This window comes from Massilia sp. CFBP 13721, from assembly GCF_014842025.1.
GTDB lineage: Bacteria > Pseudomonadota > Gammaproteobacteria > Burkholderiales > Burkholderiaceae_D > Telluria.
On sequence record NZ_JACYUY010000022.1, the window covers coordinates 82,906 to 108,940 of the forward strand.

Genomic DNA, 26,035 nt, shown 5'->3' on the forward strand with positions numbered 1-26,035 from the left:
TTGGGGAGAATGACATGGCACGGCCCGAATTCCCCAGCGACATCGGGCGCGAGCAATTCGCGCTCGTGCGCGACATGCTCGAGGCGGCGCGCCGCAAGACGCGTCCGCGCAAGCACGACCTCTACGACGTGTACTGCGCGGTGCTGTACTTCCTGCACACGGGGGCGGCCTGGCGCAGCCTGCCGCGCGACTTTCCACCCTGGCGCACCGTGCACGAATATTTTACGCAGTGGACCATGCTGCGCGACGGCGAACGCACGCTGCTCGAACAAACCCTCGACAAGCTGGGACGGGACGTGGAAATGGCGCAGTTGCATCGGCTATTACGCCCGCGTTAAAGAGGGCGATGCGTTTGTGCAACATCTGGGCAAAAAGTTCAGGCGCGGCAGTGATGTCGATTGATCTTTAACAGCTGTCCGTCGTCTCGCGCGCCGTCTTGTCACAATCTGTTGCGATTTCGAATCGTGCGCGCGAACTGCTGAGCTACGCTGGGAACATTGTCATCCTTTCATCCCGGCGCCATGTTCGACCACCTGAACCTCTTCCTGTTTTCCCTGATCAATGCGGCCTCCGGGCTGGCCGGCTGGCGCCTGCACGGCGCGATCTTCGCCGCCGAATGGATCATCCTGGTGGTGCCGATCGGCCTGGTGCTGATGTGGACGGGCGGCGCCGGCCAGCGCGAAGCGGCCGTACGCGCCTTGCTGGCGGCGGTGGTGGCGCTGACGATGAGTAAACTGATCGGGTTGGTGTGGTTCCATCCGCGCCCCTTCATGCTCGAGATCGGCCAGAACTTCCTCCATCACGCGCCGGACAGCTCGTTCCCGAGCGATCACGCGACCAGCATGTTCTCGGTGGCGCTGGCATTGGCGCTGAGCCGCCTGCGCGAGGCGCGCTGTTGCGGGCTGGGTTTACTGGCGCTGGCTGTCGTCGTGGCCTGGGCGCGCGTATTCCTCGGTGTGCACTGGCCGCTGGACATGATCGGCGCGCTGGTCGTTTCCAGCCTGGCGGCGGCTTTCGTGAGCACCCGCGCCGGCGAGGCGCTGGCGACGCTGCTGGTGACAACGATGCAGGCTGTCTACCGCCGCGTGTTGGCGGCGCCTATCGCAAGAGGCTGGTTAAGACCCTGATTACTTTGGCGGCGCTTCCGGCTCCGCATTCTCGAACACCAGCTTGTTGTTCTCATCCAGGTGATACAGGCCAAGCGGCTTGCCCGTCACTTGTTCCGGCGCTTCCAGTTCGCTGCAGGTTGCGGTCTCGACGCGCCAGGCCTCATCGCCGGCGCGCAGCGTATAGGTGTTTTCTCCGGATTCAAACAGCTCGATTTCCACGTCGGCCATTGGCAATTTGCCGAGCGGGATGCGGCGCTGGCAATCGGGCATGCGCGAGGCCAGCACATCCAGCGTGACTTCCTTGCTCCAGAAGTATTCCTGTAGCGCGCGTACCGTCAGCGCGTGCTGGTTGCCGTTGATGTAATACGTGGCCGAGCCGTCGACGCAGCCGGCGAGCAGCAGGGGCGCGAGCAGGGAAGCGAGCAGATGAGGTAGGCGCATGCGTGGGTTTCCAGGTTGGGGCGCGACAACGGCCCGGGGCTAGTATAGAACGTGGCTTTCCTGGGGCGCAACTCTGCCGGCGGACAGCGTGTCCGCTCTCCCGAACTTCGCGTTATATTGAATTCGGCGATGATCAAGTTCCTGTCTTCCTACCGACACGAGCGAGATCATGCCAGACGACGACCAGATTTCAGCGACGACTCCCATCGCGCCGCCTTACGTTCCTCCCCAGCCCCTGACGCTGCGCATCAACGGCGCCGAGCACCAGTTGCTGATCGAACCGCGCGTCAGCCTGCTCGACGCCCTGCGCGAGCGGCTGGTCCTGACCGGCACCAAAAAAGGGTGCGACCGCGGCCAGTGCGGCGCCTGCACCGTGCTGGTCGATGGCCAGCGCATCAATTCCTGCCTGACCCTGGCCGTCATGCACGACGGCCGCGAAATCACCACCATCGAGGGACTGGCCCAGGATGGCGCGCCGCACCCGGTGCAGGCCGCCTTCATGGACCACGACAGTTTCCAATGCGGCTATTGCACGCCGGGTCAGATCTGTTCGACCGTGGCGCTGCTGCGAGAAATAGCCGAAGGCCAGGCCAGCGGCATCACCCAGGGTGAACGGCCGCTGGCACTGAGCGACGACGAGATCCGCGAGCGCATGAGCGGCAACCTGTGCCGCTGCGGCGCCTACCAGAACATCGTGGCGGCGATCCGCGTCGCCGCCGGTTCATAAAGGGGGCGCCATGCATTCGATATCCTACGAACGGGCGCGCGACGTCGCCCATGCCATCGAACTGGGAAGTGCCCCCGGCAGCAAATTCATCGGCGGCGGCACGAACCTGCTCGACTTGTATAAAAGCGGGGTCGAACAACCGACGCGGCTGGTCGACGTCAGCCGCATCGCGTTGAACGGCATCGAACAGCTGCCCGACGGCGGCGTGCGCATCGGCGCCATGGCAAGCAATACGGCGGCGGCGAATCACGCGCTGGTGCGCGGGCCGTACCGGGTGCTGTCGGAAGCGATCCTGAACGGCGCCTCGGCCCAACTGCGCAACATGGCGACCGTCGGCGGCAACCTGCTGCAACGTACGCGCTGCTATTACTTCACCGATCCCCATTTCAAACAGTGCAACAAGCGCGAACCGGGCAGCGGCTGCGCGGCGCTGGGCGGTTTCAATCGCATCCACGCGATCCTCGGCGCCAGCCCGTCCTGCATCGCCACCCATCCATCGGACATGGCGGTGGCGCTGGTGGCGCTCGACGCCAGCGTGCGCCTGGCCGGGCCCGATGGCGAGCGCGTGCTCCCGATCGCCGACTTCCACCGCCTGCCGGGCGACGAACCGCAGTTCGATACGGTCATCGCGCCGGGCGAACTGATCACGGCGATCGACCTGCCGCCTGCTACCTTCGCCCATTCGCACTACGTAAAAGTGCGAGACCGCGCCAGCTATGCCTTTGCGCTGGTGTCGGTAGCGGCCGCGCTGGACGTGCAGGATGGCGCCGTGCGCGACCTGCGCCTGGTGCTGGGCGGCGTCGCGCATAAACCCTGGCGTGCGGTCGAGGCGGAAGACGTATTGCGCGGGCGGGCGCCCGACGATGCGCTCATCCGGCAAGCCGCGGCGGCGGCCGTGGCCGGCGCCCAGGCATTCCCGCACAACGCATTCAAGGTCGAACTGGCGCAACGCGCAATCGTACGCGCAGTGCGCGCAGTGCGCACTGCAGGAGGACTCGCATGAAGAACATCGGCGCCCCCATCAACCGTACCGACGGCTGGGCCAAGGTCAGCGGCAGCGCACGCTATTCGGCCGAGCATCCGGTCGCCGGCCTGGCGCACGCTTTTCTCGTCACCAGCACCGTCCCGAGCGGGCGCATCAGCCGGATCGATGCGCAAGAGGCCGAAGCGGTGCCCGGCGTGCTGCTGGTCATGACCCACGAAAACGTGCTGCAGCTGCCGCGCGAAACCAAGGCAGGTAAAGTGTCGCCGCCGATCGGGCGCGTGCTGTCGCTGCTGCAGGATGCCGACGTCCACTACAACAACCAACCGGTGGCCGTGGTCGTCGCCGAGACTTTCGAGGCCGCGCGCGAGGCGGCAAGCCGCCTGCGCATCGACTACGAGACGACGGCGGCGCGTCTCGATTTCGAGGTCGCCAAGCAGTACGTACACCAGCCGGAAAAGGTGCTGACGCAAAAGCCGGACACCCGGCGTGGCGATTTGCAGGCGGGCCTGCTCTCGGGCAGCACCAGCATCGACATCACCTACAGCACTCCGGTCGAACACCATAATCCGATCGAGCCGCATGCAACCATCGCCGCCTGGGACGGAGAATACCTGACCCTGTACGACTCGACCCAGTACATGAAGGGCGTGCAGAAAACGGTGTCCGGCACGTTCGGCATCGAAGAAGACAAGGTCACGGTGCTGTGCCCGTATGTCGGCGGCGGCTTCGGCTGCAAGGGCTCGGTCTGGTCGCACGTGGTGCTGTGCGCGATGGCGGCGAAGATGGTGGGACGGCCAGTAAAACTGGCGCTCGACCGCACGCAAATGTTCGGGCCGGTCGGCCAGCGCCCGGTCACCGACCAGCGCATGCGCCTGGCCGCCATGTCCGACGGGCGTTTGACGGCCAGCGCCCACGACACCATCGCCTACACCTCGATGATCGAAGACTGGATCGAGCCGAGCGGCCTGATGACGCGCATGATGTACGCAAGTCCGAACCAGGAAACCACGCACCGCCTGGCGCGCATGAACCTCGGCACCCCGACCTTCATGCGCGCGCCGGGTGAGGCCTCGGGCTCGTTTGCGCTGGAGTCGTCGATGGACGAACTGGCGTATGAACTCGGCATCGACCCGCTGGAACTGCGCCTGCGCAATTACACCGAGCGCGACCCCGGCAAGGACCTGCCGTTCTCCAGCAAATCGCTGCGCCAGTGTTATGAAACCGGCGCCGCCCGCTTCGGCTGGAGCCGGCGCAACCCGCAACCGCGCTCGATGGCCGCGGGCGACAAGCTGGTCGGCCTGGGCATGGCGACGGCGACCTATCCGACCAACCGCTCGCAGGGCAAGGCGTCCGCCACCATCCACCCGGACGGCAGCGCCGTGTTCCGCTCGAGTACGCAGGACCTCGGTACCGGCACGTACACCGTCATGACGCAGATCGCCGCCGACGCGCTGGGCGTGCCGGTGGCGCAGGTCAGTTTCGAGCTGGGCAATTCGACGCTGCCGGAAGCGCCCGTGTCCGGCGGCTCGACGACGGTGGCCAGCGTCGGCCCGGCGGTGCTGGCGGCGGGACATGCGCTGCGCCTGAAACTGACCGGGATTGCCGTGGCCAATGAAGCCTCGCCGCTGTTCGGCGCGCTGGCCGAGGAGGTCGACGTGCAGAATGGGGAGTTGTTCCTGCGCGCCGATCCGGCCAGACGGGAAACGATGGCGGCGATCGTATCTCGCCACGGCAGCGGTCTGGTCGAGGTAGTGGCCAGCGCCGACCCCGGCGACACGAGCAAGCACTATTCGATGCACGCGTTTGGCGCTGTCTTCGTCGAAGTCCACGTCGACGAACTGCTCGGCACCGTGCGCGTGGCGCGCGTGGTCGGGGTGTATGGCGTGGGCAAGCTGATGAATGCGAAAACCGGCCACAGCCAGCTGATGGGCGGCATCGTCGGCGGGCTCGGTATGGCGCTGTTCGAGGAAACCGTGTTTGACGCGCGCAACGGCCGCGCCGTGAACGGCAACCTGGCCGAATATCACATCCCGGTGAATGCCGACATCGGCCACATCGAGGTCGAGGTGGTGGACGAAGACGATCCGCACGTCAATCCGCTGGGGGCGAAAGGGATTGGCGAGATCGGCATCACCGGGGTGGCCGCGGCGGTGGCGAATGCCGTGTTTCATGCGACCGGGAAGCGGGTGCGGGACTTGCCGATTACCTTGGATAAGCTGTTGTGATGGTAAGCAGGTCGAAACGTTGAACGCAAGGACGTAAGGTGGGCGGGTTTTCCGCCCACGCGTTCAACGCACGTTCGCAGTTCGAAACGGGTGTCTTGTCTGCTCGGCGTTCCGCGTGGGCACGGGGCACCCACCCACAACAACGCGGTGAGCGCAAACATTTCGATGTGCTGGCGTGCGTTGAACGCGTGGGCGGGGGACCCGCCCACCTTACGGGTCTGCTCCGGCGTCCCCTTACTGCGGTGCCTGCTCCCAACCCCCACCCAGCGCCAGGAACAGCGCCACCTGATCGGCCGCCAAGGTCGCATTCGACGCCGCCACCGCCGCCTCGCTCGATGCCAGCGTGCGCTCGGCATCGAGCGTGGTGAGGAAATCGGTGCGCCCGAAGCGGTACAGCTTGGCCGCCTGCTGCGATGCGGTCGCGCTCTGGTCGCGCGCCGCCTTTAACGCCGCATTGCGGTCGAGCTCGCGCGCGTAGTTGCTCAGCGCCGTCTCCGTCTCGCGCAGTGCGTTCAGCACGACGCCATCGAAACGCGCCAGCGACGCCGCCGTGCCCGCTTCGGCCTGGGCGATGTGCATGCGCGCCGTGCCGGTTGAAGGCAGCGACCATGAAATCAGCGGCCCCAGGCTGTAACGGAAGGTATTGCCCTCGCCGAAGCCGGACAGCGAACCCGTGCTGCCCGCCGACAGCCCCAGGCTGATCTGCGGGTACAGCTCGCTCGTCGCCACGCCGATGCGCGCGGTGCTGGCGGCGAGCGTGCGTTCGGCCTGGCGGATGTCGGGACGGCGGCGCAGCAGGGCGGCGCCGTCGCCGACGGGGATCGCACTGGCCAGTTGCGGCGCGCGTTCGCAGTTGGCCACCGCTTGCGGGAAGTGCGACGGCGTCTCGCCCGTCAACAGCGCCAGCCGGTACAGCGCACCGCGGCGCTGCGCTTCCAGAGGCGGCACGGCGGCGCGCAGCTGCTCGCGCTGGGCCAGCGCGCGGCTGTTGTCGAGCGCCGTGCCGCGCCCGAGTTTCACACGCTGCGCGGTCGACTGCACGAATCGGTCCTGCAAGGCCACCGACTGGCGCGCGATCGCGATCTGCTGGCCGGCCGAACACGCTTCGGCATAGGCGCGCGTGGTTTCGGCGGCCACCGTCACCCGCGCCAGGTCGCTCGCCGCCTGCGCCGCCTGGGTGTCGGCATCTGCCGCCTCGACCGCGCGCGCCAGCTTGCCGAACAAGTCGAGCTGGTAGGACACGTGCAGGCCGGCGTCATAGCTGGCGTGGTCGGGCAGTGCGTGACCGATGCCGGAGGGCGCGCCCGCCGCGCGGCCAAACGCGGGCGCAGCCGAGACGTCGACCGCGGGCCGCCCGATCTGTTCCGCTTCGGCCAGCACGGCACGGGCGCGCGCCAGGTTGGCCGACGCCACACGCAGGTCGGTGTTGGCCGTGAACGCCTGCTTGACCAGGCCGTCGAGCGTGCTGTCCCGGTACAGGCGCCACCACTGCGCCGGCAGCGGCTGCTGGCTGAACGGTTTTGAAGCGGCGCCGAGGAACGGCGCGGCGGCGTCCGGCCGTTGCACGACGGCCTGCTGCGGCATGCGGTAATCCGGGCCGACCACGGTACCGCAGGCGGCCAGCAACAGCGGCAGCGCTGCCAGAGAAAACGAACGGCGCCTCATGACGTCTTCTTCCCGGTATTAGGCAGCACCTGCACCGTCGCCGTCTGTCCCGCCACCAGGCGCACGTCCTGCGGTACCGGATCGAGCGCCACGCGCACGGGAATGCGTTGCGCCAGGCGCACCCAGTTGAAGGTCGGGTTAATGTTCGGCAGCATATTGGTGCCGGTGCTGCGGTCGCGGTCCGAGATCCCCTCGGCAAAGCTTTCGACGTGGCCGCTCAGCTTCTTGTTCGCGCCCATCAGCGACACCGCCACCGGGTCGCCCAGGTGGATTGCCGCCAGCTTGGTCTCTTCAAAGTATCCCTCGACATAGAAGGAGCCGCGGTCGACCAGCGCCATCACCGGGTGGCTGGCGCTGACGTAGGCGCCGGCGCGCAAATCCAGGTTGGTGACCGAACCGCTCACCACCGACACCACACGCGTGCGCTCCAGGTTCAGGCGCGCGGTATCGCGGTTGACGGTCGCCTGCGCCAGCGCCGCGCGTGCCTGTTCGACGCGCGACTGGCCCTGCTCGCGCGTTTCCTGCGCCACCAGGTCGTCCAGCTGGACGTTGCGGCGCGCTTCGCGCTGCGCCTGGTTCAGCGCGGCCTGCGCCGCCTGCTCGGCCGCCTCGGTCTGGCGCAGGGCCAGGTCGAAGCGTGCGCGGTCGACTTCGAACAGGACGTCGCCGGCCTTCACCTGCTGGTTGTCGTGCACGAAGACCTTGGTGACCTGACCGGTGACGTCGGGCGCGACCTGCACCACATACGCCTTGACACGGCCGTCGCGGGTCCAGGGTTCGATTTCATAGTGGCGCCACAGCTGCCAGCCGGCATAAATGGCGCCGGCGGCGGCGAGCACGGTGATGCCGACGCGGCCGATTGCTTTAGGAGAGAAGTTCATCATTCAAAACCAGTTGGATCCAATAAAAACCAGGCTGCCCAGCACCATCACGAACAGCGAAAAATCGAACAGCGCCGGATGCCACACGTGGCGATAAAAGCCGGTGAGCGCGAGCAGCTTGCTGCACAGGCGAGACATCCCGAATGCGAGCAGGGCCAGCAATAACAGCGGTGGAAAATAAATGCCATAGAGGCTGACTTCGCCGATCATCGGATCTCCATGTCAAGAAGGGGAGAAGGTTCATAGGGCGCCGCCTGCGGGAACAGGTCGCGCCGGATGCCGGCCAGCGCCGCCAGCGCATCGCGCCGTGCACTGGAATCGGCGGCGGCGCTGACCGAGCGCAGGGCATTGTCGATCGAGGCCAGCAGGTGCTCGTCCTCGACCACGTCCACGCGCGGACGCGCTGCGAAATGCTGGGACAAGTGTTCGAGCAGCGCCCACAGCGCGGCCTGGCTGCGGCCGAGTTCCCCGCGCACGGCCAGCAACTGCGTCATGTTCAAGCCGATGCGCAGGTCGACCAGCGCGTCGGCCGCCTGCAAATCCTGCTGGGCGCCGGCCTGCGCCAGGCGCGGCGTCAGCAGGGCGATGCGGTCGACCATGCGCGCCGAGAATGCCGCCACCGAGGGCACGTTGCGGCCGTCGCCGATCTGGGCCAGTTCTCCCCAGCCGGCGCGCAGCAAACGGCGCGCGGTCCAGCCGGCGCCGACGCTGCGGAACACGCCGATCACCAGCACCGCCAAGGCCAGGCCCGCCAGCTGCGCCAGCGTCGAATTGATGAAGGAGGCGGCATCGGCCGTATTCGTGTCCTGCAGCGCCAGCGTGCCGGCGATGCCGAACAGGAAAGGCATGGCCCGGCCAAAAGTGGCCGGGCGCGCAATCAGCACGCCGAGCACCAGGAAGGCGGGAGCGCAAGCCAGCATCAGCATCTCGAAGCTGTGCACCGCCGGCAGCACCGCCAGCAGATAAAAGGCGGATAAAGGCACCGAATAAATCGTCCACACCAGAAAACCTTTGATGAACGGCACCGGGTCGTCCTGGGTGGCGAAGAAGCAGGACATCACGGCCGCCATCATCGGCACCGCGGCGCCGGCCGGCCAGCCGGTCGCAATCCAGAACGCGCAGCCGGCCAGGGTGGCGATCACCGCCGCGGCGGCCGAGACCAGCGCCATGCCGCGGTCCAGGTGCAGCGCCTGCGGTTTCACGGCCGGCAGGTCGTAGGCGGCCGGCGGCAGCGTACCGGCGGTACCGGCGCCGATATGGGTGCGCAGCGCTTGCGTGTCGACGCAGACGTCGACCAGCGCACGCAGGCGCGCGCCCAGGTTGATCTGCAGGAGGTCGCGCCAATCGGCGTGGCGCGCCGGCGCCGGCGTCAGCGCATCGATGGCCGCGCGCAGGGCGGCCGGCGTCACCGGCGGCGCATCTCCCTTGCCGCCCTTGCGAGTCCCGGTCCAGGCGGTGATGTCGCCCAGCAGCGCGCGCCAGCGCGCCGACGCATCGTTCGCGCCCAGCCCCCGCAAGGCTTTCAGGCGGTCTTCGATCGCGGACAGCAGCGGCACCATTGCGGCCAATCTCTCCTGCAATGCGTGGATGGCGTGCGCGGTCCAGCGCAGGTGCGAAGTATCGAAGGGGATGTGCACCGCCATCATGCGCAGCTCCGTGATGTCGCCGGCCAGCTTGCGCCGATCGAGCGAGGCGTTCGCCGTGCCCGCCGGCGCCAGCGCGTCGGCGATCCAGCTTTGCGCGTCGCGCAGCGCGTGGTCGAGGCGCGCCAGCAGCACCGGCCCGAAGCCTTGCGGGAAGAACAGCGAGTGGACCACGGTGGCGCAGGTAATCCCGAGCAGGATCTCCTCGACCCGCGCCAGCGCGATATCGAAGATGGTGCCGGGGTCGTTCACGGCCGGGAAGGCGATCAGCCCGGCCGTGTACCCCGCCAGCATCAGCACGTAGGAGCGCGGCGTGCGGTCGAGCAGCGAGACGTACAGGCAGGCGCCGACCCACAAGGCCAGCGCCAGCGACAGCAGCTCGGGAGAGTTGGCGAACAGCGGCACGATGAGCACCGTGGCCAGCGCGCCCAGCAGGGTGCCGCCGAAGCGATAGACCGCTTTCGAGCGGGTCGGGCCGGCGAAGGGGGCGGCGACGATATAGGCCGTCATCAGCGCCCAGAAAGGGCGCGGCAGTCCGATGCGCATCGACAGATAGAGCGCGAGCATCGCTGCCGCAAAACTTTTAATGGAGAACAGCGCCTCGTTTTTCGACAACAAGGTCACGCCAATTTCTCTCCGGTGGACTCCGGCTTGCCGATCTGCGCCTGGACGTGTGTCAGCACGCGCAGGCAGGCGGCGATGTCGGCCGGGGCCAGGCCGTCGAACACGCTGCGGCGGAACGGAATCAGGGCTTCCTCCATCTGCGCGGCGCGGGTCTTGCCGTCCTGCGTCAGCTGCAGCAGCTTGGCGCGGCGGTCTTGCGGATCGTCGTGGCGTTCGATCAGGCCGTTCTCGATCAGCAGGTCGACTACGCGCACCAGCGACGACGGTTCCAGCCCGAGGGCATCGGCCAGCACGCCGGGGCGCACGCCGTCCTGGCCGAGGCGGCCGAGGATCAGCACCGGCAGCGCCGTCGCCTGCGACAGGCTGTACTGCGACGCCACCTTGTCCGCCATCGATTTATAGGCGCGCGAAGCGTGGGTCAGCGTGGCGGTCAATTGGATCAGGGTCTGGTCGAAGGCGTCCATGGGGTCCGGCTTTTAGTTTGATTATGAAAGTTTAGCATGCGAAGTAAATTCTTGCTGGAACGCGATCGCACCGATGCGTCCCGCATCGTGTCCGGCATCGCGGCGGTATGATCATCGTGCAGGGTAGGTTTCGTAGGGTGGGCTCCGCCCACGCGGTCGTACCGATGCATACCGCAACGCGTCTGCCATTAACGAAGGTGTGATCATCGTGGAGAGGTGTGTGACAAGCCGCAGCTGATCAACAGGTGAACCGCGTGGGCGGAGCCCACCCTACGGGAAACGTTTGGCTTGCAGCGTTGCAATCGCCGCCAGCGAGGCCGGCAAATCGAACTCGTGTTCTGGATCCACCTTGCGCAGCACCTCGATCGGCGCAAAGCCCCAGTGCACGGCCGCAAAGGCAACGCCGGCTTTACGCGCTGCCTCGGCGTCGGTGGCCTGGTCGCCGATGTACAGCGCTGCCGCCGGCGCTACCGCCGCGCGTTTGACCACCTTGCGGATGCGCGCGGTCTTGCCGAAAATCGACATCCCGCATTCGTACTGGCTGATCAGGGGCGCCAGTTCCGGCCCCAGCACCCGGCGCACGTTGTCCTCGGCGTTGGAAGAGACGATGGTCAGTTTGATATCGCACAGCGCCAGTTCGCGCAAGACGGTGTCGACCTGCGGAAACAGGCGCACCTGGCCGGCATTCTCGCGCATCAGGGATTTAAAACTGGCGGCGGCCAGTGGCAATTTCCAGGCGGGCATGCCGACGTGGCGCATCATGGCGCGCGTGTCGTAGTGGCGCAGGCGCTCGACCTGGCTCAGGTCGAGGCGGCGAAAGCCGTGCTCGTCGGCGATGCGGTTAAACACGCTGAGCAGGAACGGAAACGAGTCGGCCAGGGTGCCGTCGAAGTCGAAGATGGCAAGACGGTAGCTCATGCTCCCGGATGATACACAAGCACGATCATGACCCGCGTACCGGTGCAGCGCATTTCGTGTCGCACCTCAGGCCTGGTCGGCGCGCTCGGGCACGACGAAGGCCAGGCTTTCCTCGAACGAACGCAGCACCATGTCGACGTGTTCCTGCACCACCGCCTGGTTGGCGGCATTTTCGCCAAAGGGCAGGCGGATCGTCACCAGCAGCGCGTTCGGCAAGCCCGCGCGCAATTCGTCGGCCACGCGCTGCCACGCTTCCAGCATCGATTCGACCGGATAGATCAGGAACACGGTCGAGACCAGGTCGGCCTTGTCCGGCCCGGGATTATCCTGGTCGGCGCCGATGACGACACTGCGCGCGTCGACGTCGAGTTCGCGCAAGGCGCGCACCAGCAGTTCGGTGAGCAGGTCGTCGCGTTCGGTGCCCAGGCCGGCGCACAGCACGATCGAGTGCGATGGCACGTCGAGCGAGCCCTGCCAGCGTCCCAGGCGTGCTTCGCGCATCTGGCGCAGGTGGGCGCCGACATTCGCATCGAGCAGCGACACGCGCCCGCGCCGGCGCTTCCTCATCGGTGCGCTCGAGACCGGCGTGAGCGTCGCGGCGACGTCGGCGATGGTGGTGCGGATGTGGGCAATCTGTCCGGTTTCCAGCTGGCCGCTGCGCTGTTCGGCGGCGGCCATCGAAATCCCCGGCAACAGGATCTGGTCGCAATAGCGCGCGAAGCTGTGGCGGTCGAGGTAGCTGCGCGCGTCGGAAATGATACTGTGTGTCTCACCGGCCAGCACGCGCTGGTAAAAGCGCTGGGCCACATTCACGTTGGGCACGTCGCCGAGCAGGATCGTCACCGGTTCCAGCGCGCGCACGTGGCGCCCGGCCACCACCAGGCACAGCGTCAGGGGCGTGGACAGCAGCAGCCCGACCGGCCCCCACATCGCACCCCAGAACAGCGCCGAGACGATCACCGCCAGCGGCGACAGGCCCGAGCTGTGGCCGTACACTTTCGGCTCGACCACGTGCGCCACCACCAGTTCCAGCGAAATGAACAGCGCCAGGCAAGACAGGGCCAGCGACCAGCCCGGATCGATAGCCGCCACGAAAATGGCGATCAGCACGCCCGCCACCATGATGCCGACGTAGGGGACGAAGCGCAGCAGGCCGGATAATGCCCCCCACAGCACCGCATGCGGCACCCCGAAGGCCCACAGCAGCACGCCGACCAGCGCGCCGAACGTCAGATTGATGACGAACTGCGACAGGAAGAAGCGCGACACGCCGCGCGTGGCATCGGACAGGGCGCGCACCGTGCGGCTGATCTCGGCCTGGCCGGCCAGGCGGATCACGCGGTCGCGCAACGATTCGTGCTCGAGCAGGATAAAAATCAGTAGCACCAGCACCAGGCCGGTTTCTCCGATCGGCCCCCAGGCCAGCGCGAACAGGCGCGCCAGGGTGTCGCGCGTGGTGGCGCGCGGCGCGCGGATCTCCACCGGCAGCGGCTGGTTCGCGCCGGTGGTCAGCGTGCCGCGCCGTACCGTGACCGGCGGCAGCGGCGGCAAGGGAGACTGCGGCGCCACGGCGCTGAGTTCCGCTTCCAGGCGTGCGAACGGGCGCTCGGTGATCTCGCGCACGCGCTCGATCTTGGAGCGGATGGCGGCGCGGTATTCGGGCAGGTCGCGCGTCACGGCGACCAGCTGGAATGCGAGGATGGTGCCGACGCCGACCACGCAGGTACCGGCCAGCAGCACCGACAGCAGCGTCGCCGGCAGGCGCGGCAGGCCGATGCGGCGCAGCGAGCGGATCAGGGGCGCCAGAACCAGGCTCAGGATCGTCGCCAGCGCCAGCGGCTCCAGCACGTCGCGCCCGAAATACAGCAGCCCGAGGAAGCAGGAAGCGGTAACGACCGAACTCGCGGTGAGGTTGTTCAACAGGCTTGATTCGCGCATCGGGAACTTGGAACTCCGGCAGTGCTGGGCATGGTAACGGTGTGGCAACGGCGTGCTATTGCCGGCGCCAGCAGTCTAGCATTAATGACAAACCCGACGATCAGGTGGCGCCGGCTTGTGAGGCGAGAGTGGCCAGCAAGCGCGCCGCCTCGACCGGTTTCACGAAATGGCAATCGAAGCCGGCTTGGCGCGAGGATTCGTGGTCGCTGCTCTGGCCGTAGCCGGTCAGCGCCACGAACAGCGCCTGCGCCAGCGGCTGTTGCGCGCGTAGCTGGCGCGCCAGCGCGTGGCCGTCGATCAGCGGCATACCGATATCGAGGATGAACACGTCGGGCGGCTGCGCCAGCGCCGCGCCGACGGCGTCGCGCGGGTCGTTGATCGCCTGCACCGTGTGGCCGGCGGCGGCCAGCAGGGCGGACAGGGTAGCGGCGGCGTCGACGTTGTCGTCGACCAGCATGATGCGCAGCGCGCGGCCCGCCGGCGTCAGCGGTGCCGGCACCGGAGCAGGGGCACGCGCCGGCTGCGCAATGGCCGGCAGCGCCACCGTAAACCTGCTGCCCTGGCCAGGCCCGGCGCTGTGCGCGGCCACGTGGCCGCCATGCATGCCGACGATGTTCTTCACCAGCGCCAGCCCCAGCCCGAGGCCGCCCTGGGCCCGGTCCGGCGTGCGCTTGCCCTGCACGAACAGGTCGAACACCTGCGGCAGCAGGGCCGGTTCGATGCCGTTGCCGTTGTCCGTCACCGCAATCCGGACCACACCGTCGGCGACGTCGAGCGCCAGCGTGATGTGGCCGCCCGGCGGCGTGTACTTGGCGGCGTTCGCCAGCAGGTTGGCAGTCACCTGGATCAGGCGCGCACGGTCGCCCAGCACGCTTGCCGGGGCCGAACCGAGCTGCAGCGCCAGCGTATGCTTACCGGCTTCGACCAGCGGGTGCACCTGTTCGGCGGCGCTGGTGACCACGGCCTTCACGTCGACCGGCGCCTTTTCCAGCTGCACCATGCCGCGCGTGACGCGCGAGACGTCCAATAAATCGTTGACCAGCGTCGTCATGTGGCTGACCTGGCGCGAGATCACCTCGCTGTACTGGCGCACCTTGTCCGGGTTGTTCGGCGCCAGGCGCAGCACTTGCGCCGCGGCGCTGATCGGCGCCAGCGGATTGCGCAGTTCGTGCGCCAGCATCGCCAGGAACTCGTCCTTGCGGTGGTGCGCTTCCTGCAGCGCCTCTTCGTTCAGCTTGGCTTCGTGGATGTCGGTGTCGGTGCCGAGCCACTTGACGATCTCGCCGCTCTCGCTGCGCAGCGGCAGGGCGCGCGCCAGCACCCAGCGGTATTCGCCGGTGTGATAGCGCATGCGCAGCGTGATTTCGTAGGTGGCGCCGGTGGCGACGCTGTGCGCCCAGCGTTCGCGCGCAAGCTGCTGGTCGTCCGGATGTACCAGGTCTTCGGCCCAGGTCGTGCCCGCCACCGCGCCCGCCTGGCAGCCGACGAATTGATCGAACTGCTGGTTGTGGTAGTCGATCGCGCCATCGGGCAGCGCCGTCCACACCATCTGCGGCATGGCGTTGGTGATCGTGCGGAAGCGCAGCTCGCTGCCTTTCAGCTCTTCCTCGAAGCGCTTGCGCTCGGTGACGTCGCGCGTGGTGCCGGCGACCGCCTCGACTTCGCCGTCCGGCCCGAGTATGGGCACGAAAATGTAATCATAGATGCGCCGCCCGAAGGCGCCATCGAACGGCACTTCGCCGCGGATCGGCATTTTCGTGGCCTTGACTTCCTCGATTTCGCGGTCGTGCATGGCCGCGTGCCACGGCTCGTAGCCCAGTTCCCAGCAAGTCTTGCCGACCGATTCCTCGAAGCTGCGGCCCCACATCTGCAGCAGCACCGCGTTCGCATACGTAAAACGGTGCTCGAGGTCGAACACGTAGACCAGGTCCGGCGTATTCGACAGCACGGTTTCGTACAGCCTGCGCCGGCGTTCGGATTCCTCCGCCATGGCGGCCAGTTCATGCGCGGCCTCGTCATGGCGCGCCGCGTTTTCCTGTTCGCGCAGGTGGCGTTCGGTCAGCAGGGCCAGCAGGTCGGTGAAATAGCCGATCTCGCCGGCCAAGGCTGTATCCGGTGCGCGCGGCACGCCGTGAAAGAAGGCGAGGGTGCCGAGCACCCGGCCACCCGGCGAGTGCAGGGGAAACGACCAGCAGGCGCGCACGGCGTGTTCCTGCGCCAGGCCGAGATAGGGCCGCAGCAGCGGCTCGCACAGGACATCCTCGACGATGACGACCTGGCCGCTGTGGGCCGCGCGTCCGCACGAGGCTTCCTGCGGTCCGACCGGAAGCTCGGCCAGGGCGGCGGCAAATGCGGCCGGCATGCCCGATGCGGCAGTCATGCGCAGGCGGCCGGATGATGCGTCGAGCGCGTAGAAAGCCGACCACGCCTCTTCGCCGATCAGGCGCCGCACCTCGTCGAGCAGGCTTTGCAGGATGACGTCGTACGAGGCGCCGCGTACTGCATCGGCCAGCACGTGTTTCAGTCCGCCGAAAGTCAATCCTGCCTGATGGGACTTCATCGGGGACTTCATCGTGTACGCGCCGCATCGTGGAAAGACCACGATTCTAGCTCAGCCATGATACGCACGCTTGTCTGTTGCGTGCCAGCCTCAAGCCGGATGCAGTTCCATCAACGACCGGTGCGCCGCCACGCCGGCCATGGCGCCATCGGCCACGGCAAAAGCGACATTCCCCGCAGCGCGCGCCATATCGCCGCAGCAGAACACGCCGGGCACGCTGCTCGCCTGCATCGCATCGGTGCCGACGAACGCGCCCATCGGACCATCTTCGGTCGCGCAGCCGAGTTGCGCCGCGATCGGGCTGGCCGCATGCATCTGTGGGGCGACGAACAGGCCCGCCATCGGCAGCATGCGCCCGTCCGCCAGCACCACGTCGGCCGCGCCGTCAATGCGGGCAATGGCCGTACGCTCGAGCGTGACGCCGCGCCCGTCGAGCGCCGCCAGCTGCGCCGCATCTGGCTCGAAAGCGCCGTTCAGGAACAAGGTCACCGTGCCCCAGTCGGGCAGCATCAGCGCGTGGTGCATCGACAGCGGACCGGCGGCCAGCACGCCGATGGCGCCGGCATCGAGTTCGTAGCCGTGGCAATACGGGCAGTGGAACACGCTGCGGCCCCAGCGCTCCTGCAAGCCAGCGATGGGCGGCAGTTCGTCACGCACGCCGGTGGCCAGCACCAGCCGCCGGCCCGTGCAGGCCGTGCCGTCGGCCAGTGTGACGATAAAACCGTCGCCCTGCGCCTGAGCCTGCGCAGCGGTGCCCTCGATCCAGCGCACGTTCGGATAGTTCAATAGCTGGCCGCGCGCGGTGGCGGCGATGACGGCGGCTTCGGTACCGTCCTGGGTCAGGAAGCCGTGCGAGGCGTGGGCGAAGCGGTTGCGGCGCTGGCCGGCGTCGATCACCAGCACGCGGCGGCGCGCGCGCGCCAGCTGGGTGGCGGCCGACAGGCCGGCATAGCTGCCGCCGATGACGATGGCGTCGAATTCAGGTGTCGTTGTGACGTGCATGGTGTTCCCCCAGGTGCTGCGCATGTTCTGCATAGTGCGCATTGAAGCGTTCGGACAGTTCAAACAGCGAAACGTCGCTCAGGCGCTTGATGAGTAACGCCTCGGCTTCGTCGAAGGCGCTCGCCAGCGACTGGTTCACTACCTTCTCGACCAGGCATTCCGGATGGTCGACCCGGTTACCCATCGCGAACACGGTCGGTGCGCCGACCGCCTCGTAGATGTCGCGCAGCGATACCTGTTTTAAATCCGCCGTGATGGTCCAGCCGCCGCCATGGCCTTTGCCGGAGCCGACGTAGCCCCGTTCGCGCAGGCCGGCCAAGGTGCGCCGCACCAGCACCGGGTTCGTCTGCAGGAAGCCGGCCAGCTCCTCCGAAGTGAGGGGGCGTGCGCTGTGGGCCATGTGCAGCAGCAGGTGCAGGATCGAGGAAAGTCGGGAATCGCGTCTCATGTAACTTATGATAGTACAAAACGGCGCGGCGTGCACGGAGGGTTTATCTGCGTCGCGTATTCAATGGTGTGTTTCCTTCCGTCGAACAGCATTACAATCTTGACATCTTCCCCTTCTGCGAAGCGTCGATCCATGGCCCAAATCCATCCTGCCGGCTGGCGCGAGATGTCCGTCACCGGAAATGCCGCACGCGAGATCGAAACCCTGTCCCTGCTCGAGCAGCGCCTCAGCGACACGCCGTACCACATCTACCACGGCGTCCACTGGACCAATGTCGAGAACGGCTACTCGGTGTACGGCGACGTCGACTTCATCATCCTCGCCCCCAACGGCCGCATGCTGCTGATCGAGCAGGTCGCCGGCTTTCTCAACGAAACCCGCGATGGGCTGCTGAAGAACTTCCAGGGCAAGCCCCGTAAAATCCACGCCCACATCCTGCACACGATCGAAGGGCTCACGCGGCGCTACAACGGCGAACTGTCGATCGACTACCTGCTGTACTGCCCCGACTACACCGTGCGCGACCCGCACCTGGCCGGCATCGATCCCAGCCACATCATCGACGCCACCAACAAGGGCCGCATCGGCCGGATCATCCGCGAAGCGCTGCCGATCACCGATAAAACCGACGACTTCGACAAGGTGACCCGCTTCCTCGGCGACACCCTCAGCCTGCGCCCCGACCCCAGCTCGATGATCGGCTCGGCCACCAAAATGGTGACGCGCCTCTCCGGCGGCCTGGCCACCTGGGCGCGCCGGCTCGAGTTTTCACCATTTCGCCTGCGCGTGGTCGGCACCGCCGGCAGCGGCAAGACGCAACTGGCGCTGGCCGAATACCAGGCCGCGCTCGACGCCGGCCTGCGCCCGCTGTACGTCTGCTTCAACCGCCCGCTGGCCGACCACATCGAGCGGCTGGTGCCGCCGGGCGGGCGCGTCTCCACCTTCCACATGCTGTGCGACGCCTGGATGCGCGCCCAGGACAAGACGCCCGACTACGGCTCGCCCGCGGTCTGGAACGACATCGAAACCGCGCTGGCCGAAGTAGCGCTGCCCGAAACCTGGCAATACGACGTGCTCATCGTCGACGAAGGCCAGGACTTCTCGACCAGCTGGCGCGACATCGTGCTCGGCATGGTCAAGCCGGACGGCCGCGCCATCTGGCTCGAAGACCCCGACCAGAATTTATATGGCAAGCAGATGGTCGCCTTGCCCGGCTGGGTGAAACTCCATTCCGACACCAACTACCGCAGCCCGCGCCAGATCGTGCAGATGCTGAAATCGATCGGCGCCGCGCGCGAACCGGTGGAAGCGGGCAGTCCCTTCAAGGGTGCGGACATCGAGGAACTGACCTATCCCGAAGGCGACGTCGAGGCCATGCTGGCCCAGACCCGGCGCGCGGTCACCTCCTGCCTGGCCGCCGGCTTCGGCCGCCACGACATCGCCCTGTGTTCCTTTCGCGGCCGCGAAAAGTCGGCCATCCTCAACCTGGATAAGCTGAGCGACGCGCATACGCTGAAATCGTTCACGGGCGCGTATGACCTGTTCGGCAACCCGGTATTCCGCGAAGGCGGGCTGCTGGCGGAATCGGTCTACCGTTTCAAGGGCCAATCCGCGCCGGCGCTGATTTTTACCGAGATCGATTTCGAGGAAATGACGGAGACGGTGCTGCGCAAACTGTTCGTGGGGATGACGCGGGCGAGGCTGAAACTGGTGCTGGTGATGAGTGATCGGGCGTCGTTGCAGTTGCTGGACCGCATGTAGGCATGGGGCGCCAGGTCAACAAGCGCGACTTCCCGGTCGAACAGGTGCGGCGCTACCTGGAGTCCGGGCCGCTGCTGCTCCTGAGTTCAGCCCATGAAGGCGAGCGCGACATCATGACCCTGGGCTGGCATACGGTGATGGAATTTACGCCGTCGCTGGTCGGCTGCGTGATCGCCTCGGGCAACCGTAGCTTCGAACTGGTGCGGCGCAGCCGCGAGTGCGTCCTCAACCTGCCGACAACAGCCTTGATCGACGAGGTCGTCGCGATCGGCACCAGTTCCGGACGCGACGGCGACAAGTTCGAACGACTCGGCCTGAGCCCGGAGCAGCAGCAGGGTATCGCGGCGCCAGGCATCGCCGAATGCCACGCGCAGTTCGCCTGCCGCCTGCACGACGACAGGCTGGTCGATCAATACAACTTCTTCATCTGGGAAGTGATCGCGGCGCGGGTCGCACCGACGCCACGCCATCCGCGCACCCTGCATTACGCGGGCGGCGGCACATTCCTTGTGCCGGACAAAATCATGCGGCGCCGCACGCCCGCGATCCTGGCGCTCGATCCTTAACATGTTTCAAACTGTGTACGGAGTGGTAACAGTTTGGCACGCTCGGCTATGATGGCGGCCGGTCGGCGGTATCGGCAGCAAGTTTGCTTCGGTAGGGTCGGGAAGCATTGTTGAAGATAGCGTCGGGATGTGGATGGCAGTAGAAGATCGCATAGCGCCCGCAGCAGCGGGGTCGCAGCAAACACAATTTGTACTCATCAATCTGTTAAAGGCGGTCGCCGCGCAGCTGATCGTGCTGCATCACCTGGCCTTCTATGGGCCGATGGCGGACCACGCGCGGCCGCTGGCGCCGGCGCTATTCGACTGGCTGGCCGGGGACGCACGCATCGCCGTGCAGGTCTTCCTCGTCATCGGCGGCTTCCTCGCCGCCAAATCGCTGGCGCCGGATGGGGTGGCGCGGCCGGGTAATCCTCTTTCTGCGATATGGCGGCGTTACGTCAAGCTGGCGCCGCCATTCATTGTCGCCACATTGCTCGCTGCCGGCGCCTCTGCCATTGCATCCATGTGGATGACGCATGAATCGATTTCCGCTGCGCCGAGCGTGTCGCAGCTGGCGGCGCATGTGCTGTTGCTGCACAGCGTGCTGGGGTATGAATCGCTGTCGGCTGGAGCCTGGTATGTGGCGATCGATTTTCAGTTGTATGCGGGGGCGGCGTTGCTGCTGTGGCTGTGCGGGCGCTTGTTTAATGGTCCACATAGGCTATGGTTGGTGCCTGGCGTGCTGACGGTCGTTGTTGTCTCCTCGCTGTTCTATTTCAACCGGGATGCGGACTGGGATGTGTGGGCGCCGTATTTCTTTGGCAGTTACGGGCTCGGTATGCTGGCGTGGTGGGCGGGCGATGCGGCGCGCCGGCCGCGGGCGGTGCTGCTGCTGTTCTTGATGATGGCGGTGCCGACGTTGGTGGCGTTGATGCTGGATTTCAGGAGCCGGATTGCGGTGGCGCTAAGCGTGGCGTGTGTGCTGATGTTGCTGGGGCGGGTGAGGGTTTGCTCAAGCGCTGGATGGTCGGTTGCGAACTGGCTCGGCAAGAATTCGTATTCGATCTTCCTTGTGCACTTTCCGGTTTGCCTGATAGTAAATTCCGGCTTTAATAAATTCGTGCCAGCGCAGGCGGGGTGGCAGTTGATCGGGACGGTGGTTGCATGGGCTGCTAGTATTGCTGGTGGCGCGATGTTCTTCCGTTGCGTGGAAGCGCCGCTGGGTCGAATGACCCGGATAACTGGTGGATCGCGAGCGGTGCAGGCGCTCCGTGGGTTGGCGGCAAAGGATATTGTGTTGCGATGAGCTCTAGTATTACTGATCCTCTATGAACTAGCATCTAAATAATTTAGCTTATTCCCTTAAGCCATGTAAAGCGCAACAGTCAAGTTTGCCGGTTCCGTGTTGATGAGGTAGTATATATTTTTCTCATCTACTTGGTCCCCACTTGCACTCCTTATACGTTTTCGATTTCCTTCGCACAGTTTCTTATCAACTTAAGGATACGTTGGAAGCGCTGCCTGCTTCGCCTCTCAACGACCTCGCTATTGCGAACTTACAGGAATTTCAAGCAGATGCACGCTCCGCGCAAGGAGTATATCTATTGATCTACAACGGCGCTCCACGGTATATAGGTAAGGCAAATAACGTTAAGGATCGATTGTCGCAGCACCTCGCCAAGCTGCGAGGACGCCGTAACATCGATCTAAGCCTGCTCGCTTATAAGGCTTTGTTACTTGATAAAAGCATGAGCACTGCTGCCAATGAAAGTATATTGATTGGTTTATTTAAAGAGCAGAACGCTAGCATGTGGAATGGAGCGGGCTTTGGCCCGAAAGATCCAGGACAAGAGCGGGATACAACCAAGCCTGGTAAGTTCGACCAGCAGCATCCAATTATCGAAAATTTTCGCATCAATCTTCGGTTGGATCAAGACGGTACCGTTGAGCTGGGACATTTGCTAGCTGCAATGAAATCCCAGCTGCCCTATGTATTCCGGTACGACGTTCCGACAGACGAGCTTGCGGGGAGAATTGATGTGGCGTTGGTTGAGCCTGCTGCAAATAACCTACTTCAAGTTATTGTTAGCCATCTCGGCAACGGCTGGCGCGGAGCCATCATAAGCTACGGAATGGTACTCTACAAGACAAGCAAACGTTATCCGCATGGGCTTGAAATCAATCCTTGATTTGATCAAGCCGCTAAGTCCAGAGCTCTCTGATCCAACCTCTTCAAGTGAGCGCATACCGCTCCTGCCATGACGGCTGCTAATCGAACCGGCACTGCGTTGCCGAGTTGCCGCATGGTTTCAGACCAAGTTCCTTCGAAAATGAAAGAATCATCAAATGTTTGGATCCTTGCAGATTCCCTGACTGTGAAATAACGGATGCTGCCATCTGGGCGGCGAAGCATGTTTTCACCACCGGGAACTCCATGGTCGCCAGCTTTTAGCGCCTTTGCAGGTTCATCCAAAGGGCTCCCAGTATGTCCTGGGTATGAGCGCGCGCCAGGCTGGAATTTGTGAGCTTGCACCAATGGGAGAGACGAACTGAACTCAGGGTCAGGTAAATCACGGATCGCATCTCGAACAGTTTGCCAACGTTCGAGTGCTCGCTCAGCATGTGCTTTTTCGATCGCTTTCAGGACGCGATCAATATTAACTGGTCGTTTTGGCTGATCCTTTGTTGCAACCTGATGATCACGCCAATACTCACCGCTTCCCCATTGTGAATAGAGTAGCGCGTGTTGGCTATGCGTTTCCGAGGGGAATTCAAATTTTATCTTTAGATCTCTACGGAAGCCTACAAAAAACACCCGCATACGTTTTTGTGGAACACCGTAGTTTGCGGCGTTAACCAACTTCCATTCGACGTCATACTCATTCGCCGCTCCTGACGCTTTGTGCTCAGTAAGGCGCGATAGATGAACTAACCATTCTTCTCCCTCATGAGCAGCAAGCGAGGGGAAGGTCAGTTGCAATAGGATATATTTGAAATAGTCCGAGAATGCAGAGCGGGTAAGCCCTTGAACGTTCTCAAATACGAAAGCACGGGGCTGCGTTTCACGCACAGCGCGGATTGCCTGTGGAAACATATCACGTACGTCAAGGAAGCCTCCGTGTTTTCCGCCAAGTGAAAACGGCTGGCAAGGTGGTCCCCCAGATATAAGGTCAATATTTTTAAAGCGGCTATAATCGAACTGCCGCACATCCCCTTCACTGACATCAGGCCAATGTGCTACTGGGTCGACATTTTCGGCTTTGTTGAGTCGAATAGTGTTGCACGCATGTGTGTTCCACTCTACGATCGCCTTGTGAATTACATCGTGACTGGAGAACCCGAGGGCTAATCCTCCAGCACCAGCAAATAGTTCAATCGAGTTAATTGGCATAGCATTCTCGTTCTACAAATAGGGTCAAGTTAATTGAAACACTACGCTCGAACGTTCCTAAAAATAAGAGTAAGTGGGTTGGCAATCAGAATGACGCCATTTTACTGTATGTTTGTACAGTATTCCAAATAAGGTGCGTCATGTGTTAGCGCGCACCTTTAAAAATCTGTCGTCTTCCCCCAACTAAGAGGTTCAGCCTCGTTGAGGCGTATCAATGCTAGCGAATGCTGCTTGGGGTAGCGAGCGGCTGTAAGGAGCAAGAATGGTCGACAGTATTAGTGCTGCTATGCGAAGCGACATCATGTCCCGCGTTCGGAGCAAGGGCACCCGGCCTGAGATGCTGGTACGTCGCATGATTCACGGTGCAGGGTTCCGCTACAGACTGCATGTTCGAGGTTTGCCAGGTTCGCCTGATCTTGTTTTCTCTGGTCGTAGAAAAGTAATTTTTGTTCATGGTTGCTTCTGGCATTCCCATCCTGCGTGCCAACATGCCAGAATTCCAAAATCAAGAGTCGATTTTTGGATGGCTAAGCTTAGTGCCAACAAAGCGCGGGACGAACGTAATGTGCATGCTCTGGTAGACGCTGGATGGAGGGTAATGGTGCTGTGGGAATGCGAACTGCGCGATCCTGAGCTTATGACAAGAATCGGAGAATTCCTTTCATAGAACCGAGCACGGCACGTTTTCCGGTTTGCAGTCGAGTTCAACGGCGTTCATCATGGCGGTTGGGCTCGTCCGGATGATAACTCCGGTCGGGGCGAAACGTGGTGCGTTAACAAAAAACCATTGGCAGGAATTACGCGCTTATTGGACGGCACTTTGTCCAGGATCAGTAGCGCCTAAGCACTTTGTTTTACATGTGTGAGCTTCCTCTACCTTCAGGTAGCGCTCGTTGGGACCAACCTGCCTATTGTACAGTTGCGGTTCGGTGATGTACATGTGGAGGTATCGCAGCCTCAGAAAACTTTCATCCTATCAACGCTCATTTGGTAGCATTCTGAAATGAACGCTACCTCCGCCTACGAAGCCGCGCCCCTACGCATCCGCCGCCGCCAAACGGTCGCCCTCATCCTGCTAGTCCTCACCGGCGTCATCAACTACCTCGACCGCGCCACCTTGGCCGTCGCCAACGAATACATCCGCGCCGACCTCGGCCTCTCGCTCGGCCAGATGGGTCTGCTGCTCTCCGCATTTTCCTGGAGCTATGCGCTCTGCCAGCTGCCAGTCGGCGCCCTGGTCGACAAGATCGGCCCGCGCTGGTTGCTCGGCGCAGGGCTGGTAATCTGGTCGGTGGCGCAGGCGGCAGGCGGACTCGCCGCTAGTTTCGGCTGGTTCGTGGTCGCACGCATCGTGCTTGGGATCGGGGAAGCGCCACAATTTCCGGCGGCGGCACGAGTTGTGAGCAACTGGTTTCCGCTACGCGCACGCGGCACGCCGACAGGCATCTACAACTCGGCATCGCCGCTCGGTGTCGCGCTTGCGCCTCTGATCCTGACGCCGCTGATCCTGGCGACCAGCTGGCACTGGGCCTTCTTCATGACAGGTGCTCTCGGCCTGGTCGCGGCGCTCATCTGGGTCAGCCTGTACCGCGATCCAGTTCGTGCGCAGATGTCCGAAGCCGAACGTGCTTATCTCGACGAAGGGCAGGCGGCCGGGGCGGCGCCGGCGACGAGTTTTGCATCCTGGCGCGCGCTGTTCCGGTATCGCGCCACCTGGGGCATGCTGCTCGGCTTTTTCGGCTCGGTCTATCTGAACTGGGTTTATTTGACCTGGCTGCCCGGCTATCTGCGTACCCAGCGCCATATGGAACTGGCGCAGGCAGGGTTCGCTGCCTCGGTTCCGTTCCTGTGTGGCTTTGCCGGCGCACTGGTGGCGGGTTGGGCATCCGACCGGGTGACGCGCCATGCGGCGTCACCAGTCGCCAGCCGGCGCCGGGCAGTGGTGGTGTCCATGCTGGGCATGGTGGCGTTCACGATTCCGGCCGCGCTGGTCGAGAGCAATACCGTCGCCGTGGCCTGTATCTCGATCGTGATCTTCCTGGCGAATGCCTCGTCGGCATGCTCGTGGTCGCTCGTCACGGCGGTGGCGCCGCGTAGCCGAATCGCCTCGCTCGGCGCCCTGCAGAACTTCGGCGGCTTTCTCGGCGGCGCGCTGGCGCCGATCCTCACCGGCTATATTGCGCAGGCTTGGTCTTTTGTGCCAGCCTTGCTAACGGGCGCTGGCATCGCCTTCATGAGTGCGATGTGCTATCACTTCTTGGTGACTGACCCGATTCCCGAAGAAAGCTGAGAACGAAAAAAAGCCAACCTCGTGGGTTGGCTTTTTGATGAGCTGCCGAAAAATCAGACGTCGATATTCCCCGCCTGCAGCGCATTACTTTCGATGAAATTCCTGCGCGGCTCCACCTCGTCCCCCATCAGCGTCGTAAAGATCTGATCCGCCGCAATCGCGTCCTCGATCTGCACTTTCAGCAAGCGGCGCACGGTTGGGTCCATCGTGGTTTCCCACAGCTGTTCCGGATTCATCTCGCCCAGACCCTTGTAACGCTGCTTCGACACGCCGCGCTCGGCTTCTTCACGCAGCCAGATCATCGCTTCATGGAATTCGCGCACGGCGAATTCCTTCATCTTCTCGCCGTCGCCGCGGCGCATGATGGCGCCTTCGCCCATCAGGCCCTGGAAGGTGGCGGCGGCATTCGCCAGTACGC

The 26,035-nt window shown here is 64.3% G+C and carries 22 protein-coding genes and 2 pseudogenes; 11 read left to right on the forward strand and 13 right to left on the reverse strand.

Features of this window, described 5'->3' with window-relative positions:
* Window positions 1–14: 14 nt before the first annotated feature.
* Both IFT60_RS19410 and IFT60_RS19415 read left to right on the forward strand, forming a co-directional pair.
* Window positions 15–290, forward strand: a pseudogene (locus IFT60_RS19410) (transposase); the annotation flags it as partial.
* 207 nt (window positions 291–497) lie between these two features.
* Window positions 498–1,127: a phosphatase PAP2 family protein gene (locus IFT60_RS19415; RefSeq protein WP_229510996.1), complete on the forward strand. Its 630-nt coding sequence runs from the start codon at window positions 498–500 to the stop codon at window positions 1,125–1,127.
* Here the strand turns inward: IFT60_RS19415 and IFT60_RS19420 are convergent, their stop codons facing one another.
* Window positions 1,128–1,550, reverse strand: a complete 423-nt coding sequence (locus tag IFT60_RS19420) for a hypothetical protein (RefSeq protein ID WP_192054625.1) — start codon at window positions 1,548–1,550, stop codon at window positions 1,128–1,130. It abuts the gene before it with no gap.
* A 169-nt stretch (window positions 1,551–1,719) separates the two neighbouring features.
* Here IFT60_RS19420 and IFT60_RS19425 point away from each other — a divergent pair, with 169 nt between their 5' ends.
* From IFT60_RS19425 to IFT60_RS19435, 3 genes are read left to right on the forward strand one after another with little or no spacing between them, the layout of a single operon-like run.
* On the forward strand, window positions 1,720–2,277 hold the full coding sequence (locus IFT60_RS19425; protein ID WP_192054628.1) for a (2Fe-2S)-binding protein: 558 nt from the start codon (window positions 1,720–1,722) through the stop codon (window positions 2,275–2,277).
* A gap of 10 nt (window positions 2,278–2,287) precedes the next feature.
* Window positions 2,288–3,280, forward strand: a complete 993-nt coding sequence (locus tag IFT60_RS19430; protein WP_192054630.1) for an FAD binding domain-containing protein — start codon at window positions 2,288–2,290, stop codon at window positions 3,278–3,280.
* Window positions 3,277–5,487: a xanthine dehydrogenase family protein molybdopterin-binding subunit gene (locus tag IFT60_RS19435; protein WP_192054632.1), complete on the forward strand. Its 2,211-nt coding sequence runs from the start codon at window positions 3,277–3,279 to the stop codon at window positions 5,485–5,487. Before IFT60_RS19430 ends, IFT60_RS19435 begins: the two co-directional genes overlap by 4 nt.
* A gap of 234 nt (window positions 5,488–5,721) precedes the next feature.
* On the opposite strand, the gene IFT60_RS19440 is transcribed toward IFT60_RS19435, so the two are convergent.
* The 10 genes from IFT60_RS19440 to IFT60_RS19485 form a co-directional block, all read right to left on the reverse strand.
* Window positions 5,722–7,152 carry an efflux transporter outer membrane subunit gene (locus IFT60_RS19440; RefSeq protein WP_192054635.1) on the reverse strand — a complete coding sequence of 477 codons (1,431 nt, stop codon included), beginning with the start codon at window positions 7,150–7,152 and terminating at the stop codon, window positions 5,722–5,724.
* On the reverse strand, window positions 7,149–8,033 hold the full coding sequence (locus tag IFT60_RS19445) for an efflux RND transporter periplasmic adaptor subunit (protein ID WP_229510998.1): 885 nt from the start codon (window positions 8,031–8,033) through the stop codon (window positions 7,149–7,151). Before IFT60_RS19445 ends, IFT60_RS19440 begins: the two co-directional genes overlap by 4 nt.
* Before the next feature lie 3 nt (window positions 8,034–8,036).
* Window positions 8,037–8,243 (reverse strand): DUF1656 domain-containing protein, encoded by a 207-nt coding sequence (locus tag IFT60_RS19450; RefSeq protein ID WP_192054639.1) that lies wholly within the window; start codon window positions 8,241–8,243, stop codon window positions 8,037–8,039.
* A complete protein-coding gene (locus IFT60_RS19455; RefSeq protein ID WP_192054641.1) occupies window positions 8,240–10,300 on the reverse strand; it encodes an FUSC family protein in 2,061 nt (686 codons plus the stop codon). Before IFT60_RS19455 ends, IFT60_RS19450 begins: the two co-directional genes overlap by 4 nt.
* Entirely contained in the window at window positions 10,297–10,764 is a 468-nt protein-coding gene (locus IFT60_RS19460; RefSeq protein ID WP_192054644.1) for a MarR family winged helix-turn-helix transcriptional regulator, read from the reverse strand. The genes IFT60_RS19455 and IFT60_RS19460 overlap by 4 nt, the downstream gene beginning before the upstream one ends.
* A 270-nt stretch (window positions 10,765–11,034) precedes the next feature.
* Entirely contained in the window at window positions 11,035–11,682 is a 648-nt protein-coding gene (locus IFT60_RS19465; protein ID WP_192054646.1) for an HAD hydrolase-like protein, read from the reverse strand.
* Window positions 11,683–11,748: 66 nt separating this feature from the next.
* Entirely contained in the window at window positions 11,749–13,620 is a 1,872-nt protein-coding gene (locus tag IFT60_RS19470) for an AI-2E family transporter (protein WP_192054648.1), read from the reverse strand.
* A 100-nt stretch (window positions 13,621–13,720) separates the two neighbouring features.
* Window positions 13,721–16,180 (reverse strand): PAS domain-containing protein, encoded by a 2,460-nt coding sequence (locus IFT60_RS19475; RefSeq protein ID WP_192054651.1) that lies wholly within the window; start codon window positions 16,178–16,180, stop codon window positions 13,721–13,723.
* Window positions 16,181–16,270: 90 nt separating this feature from the next.
* Window positions 16,271–17,182: an NAD(P)/FAD-dependent oxidoreductase gene (locus IFT60_RS19480; RefSeq protein ID WP_192054653.1), complete on the reverse strand. Its 912-nt coding sequence runs from the start codon at window positions 17,180–17,182 to the stop codon at window positions 16,271–16,273.
* The gene (locus IFT60_RS19485) at window positions 17,160–17,630 is read right to left on the reverse strand and encodes an Rrf2 family transcriptional regulator (protein ID WP_192054656.1); all 471 of its coding nucleotides are present in this window, start codon (window positions 17,628–17,630) and stop codon (window positions 17,160–17,162) included. The genes IFT60_RS19480 and IFT60_RS19485 overlap by 23 nt, the downstream gene beginning before the upstream one ends.
* A gap of 132 nt (window positions 17,631–17,762) precedes the next feature.
* Here IFT60_RS19485 and IFT60_RS19490 point away from each other — a divergent pair, with 132 nt between their 5' ends.
* The 4 genes from IFT60_RS19490 to IFT60_RS19505 all read left to right on the forward strand — a co-directional run bounded on the left by IFT60_RS19490 (window position 17,763) and on the right by IFT60_RS19505 (window position 22,125).
* On the forward strand, window positions 17,763–19,391 hold the full coding sequence (locus IFT60_RS19490) for an ATP-binding domain-containing protein (RefSeq protein WP_192054659.1): 1,629 nt from the start codon (window positions 17,763–17,765) through the stop codon (window positions 19,389–19,391).
* A 2-nt stretch (window positions 19,392–19,393) separates the two neighbouring features.
* Window positions 19,394–19,957 (forward strand): flavin reductase family protein, encoded by a 564-nt coding sequence (locus IFT60_RS19495; protein ID WP_192054662.1) that lies wholly within the window; start codon window positions 19,394–19,396, stop codon window positions 19,955–19,957.
* Between the two features lie 133 nt (window positions 19,958–20,090).
* Complete coding sequence (locus tag IFT60_RS19500) at window positions 20,091–21,242, forward strand: acyltransferase family protein (protein ID WP_192054664.1); 1,152 nt, start codon at window positions 20,091–20,093, stop codon at window positions 21,240–21,242.
* Between the two features lie 202 nt (window positions 21,243–21,444).
* Window positions 21,445–22,125: a GIY-YIG nuclease family protein gene (locus tag IFT60_RS19505; protein ID WP_192054666.1), complete on the forward strand. Its 681-nt coding sequence runs from the start codon at window positions 21,445–21,447 to the stop codon at window positions 22,123–22,125.
* A 5-nt stretch (window positions 22,126–22,130) separates the two neighbouring features.
* Here the strand turns inward: IFT60_RS19505 and IFT60_RS19510 are convergent, their stop codons facing one another.
* Window positions 22,131–23,327 (reverse strand): DNA cytosine methyltransferase, encoded by a 1,197-nt coding sequence (locus tag IFT60_RS19510; RefSeq protein WP_197986398.1) that lies wholly within the window; start codon window positions 23,325–23,327, stop codon window positions 22,131–22,133.
* Between the two features lie 262 nt (window positions 23,328–23,589).
* Here IFT60_RS19510 and IFT60_RS19515 point away from each other — a divergent pair, with 262 nt between their 5' ends.
* Entirely contained in the window at window positions 23,590–23,994 is a 405-nt protein-coding gene (locus tag IFT60_RS19515; RefSeq protein ID WP_192054669.1) for a very short patch repair endonuclease, read from the forward strand.
* Between the two features lie 336 nt (window positions 23,995–24,330).
* Entirely contained in the window at window positions 24,331–25,617 is a 1,287-nt protein-coding gene (locus IFT60_RS19520; protein WP_192054671.1) for an MFS transporter, read from the forward strand.
* A 53-nt stretch (window positions 25,618–25,670) separates the two neighbouring features.
* Here IFT60_RS19520 and gyrB read toward each other — a convergent pair.
* Window positions 25,671–26,035 (reverse strand): annotated as a pseudogene (gyrB, locus tag IFT60_RS19525) (DNA gyrase subunit B); the annotation flags it as partial.

Excerpts from the sequence above, each read along its gene's own strand:
- IFT60_RS19425 (WP_192054628.1), top strand. The coding sequence starts at position 1,720 with ATGCCAGACGACGACCAGATTTCAGCGACGACTCCCATCGCGCCGCCT.
- IFT60_RS19515 (WP_192054669.1), top strand. The coding sequence starts at position 23,590 with ATGGTCGACAGTATTAGTGCTGCTATGCGAAGCGACATCATGTCCCGC.
- IFT60_RS19480 (WP_192054653.1), bottom strand. The coding sequence starts at position 17,182 with ATGCACGTCACAACGACACCTGAATTCGACGCCATCGTCATCGGCGGC.
- IFT60_RS19420 (WP_192054625.1), bottom strand. The coding sequence starts at position 1,550 with ATGCGCCTACCTCATCTGCTCGCTTCCCTGCTCGCGCCCCTGCTGCTC.
- IFT60_RS19490 (WP_192054659.1), top strand. The coding sequence starts at position 17,763 with ATGGCCCAAATCCATCCTGCCGGCTGGCGCGAGATGTCCGTCACCGGA.
- IFT60_RS19475 (WP_192054651.1), bottom strand. The coding sequence starts at position 16,180 with ATGAAGTCCCATCAGGCAGGATTGACTTTCGGCGGACTGAAACACGTG.
- IFT60_RS19495 (WP_192054662.1), top strand. The coding sequence starts at position 19,394 with ATGGGGCGCCAGGTCAACAAGCGCGACTTCCCGGTCGAACAGGTGCGG.
- IFT60_RS19520 (WP_192054671.1), top strand. The coding sequence starts at position 24,331 with ATGAACGCTACCTCCGCCTACGAAGCCGCGCCCCTACGCATCCGCCGC.
- IFT60_RS19465 (WP_192054646.1), bottom strand. The coding sequence starts at position 11,682 with ATGAGCTACCGTCTTGCCATCTTCGACTTCGACGGCACCCTGGCCGAC.
- IFT60_RS19500 (WP_192054664.1), top strand. The coding sequence starts at position 20,091 with ATGGCAGTAGAAGATCGCATAGCGCCCGCAGCAGCGGGGTCGCAGCAA.
- IFT60_RS19435 (WP_192054632.1), top strand. The coding sequence starts at position 3,277 with ATGAAGAACATCGGCGCCCCCATCAACCGTACCGACGGCTGGGCCAAG.
- IFT60_RS19440 (WP_192054635.1), bottom strand. The coding sequence starts at position 7,152 with ATGAGGCGCCGTTCGTTTTCTCTGGCAGCGCTGCCGCTGTTGCTGGCC.
- IFT60_RS19470 (WP_192054648.1), bottom strand. The coding sequence starts at position 13,620 with ATGCGCGAATCAAGCCTGTTGAACAACCTCACCGCGAGTTCGGTCGTT.
- IFT60_RS19450 (WP_192054639.1), bottom strand. The coding sequence starts at position 8,243 with ATGATCGGCGAAGTCAGCCTCTATGGCATTTATTTTCCACCGCTGTTA.
- IFT60_RS19430 (WP_192054630.1), top strand. The coding sequence starts at position 2,288 with ATGCATTCGATATCCTACGAACGGGCGCGCGACGTCGCCCATGCCATC.
- IFT60_RS19485 (WP_192054656.1), bottom strand. The coding sequence starts at position 17,630 with ATGAGACGCGATTCCCGACTTTCCTCGATCCTGCACCTGCTGCTGCAC.
- IFT60_RS19460 (WP_192054644.1), bottom strand. The coding sequence starts at position 10,764 with ATGGACGCCTTCGACCAGACCCTGATCCAATTGACCGCCACGCTGACC.
- IFT60_RS19510 (WP_197986398.1), bottom strand. The coding sequence starts at position 23,327 with ATGCCAATTAACTCGATTGAACTATTTGCTGGTGCTGGAGGATTAGCC.
- IFT60_RS19445 (WP_229510998.1), bottom strand. The coding sequence starts at position 8,033 with ATGAACTTCTCTCCTAAAGCAATCGGCCGCGTCGGCATCACCGTGCTC.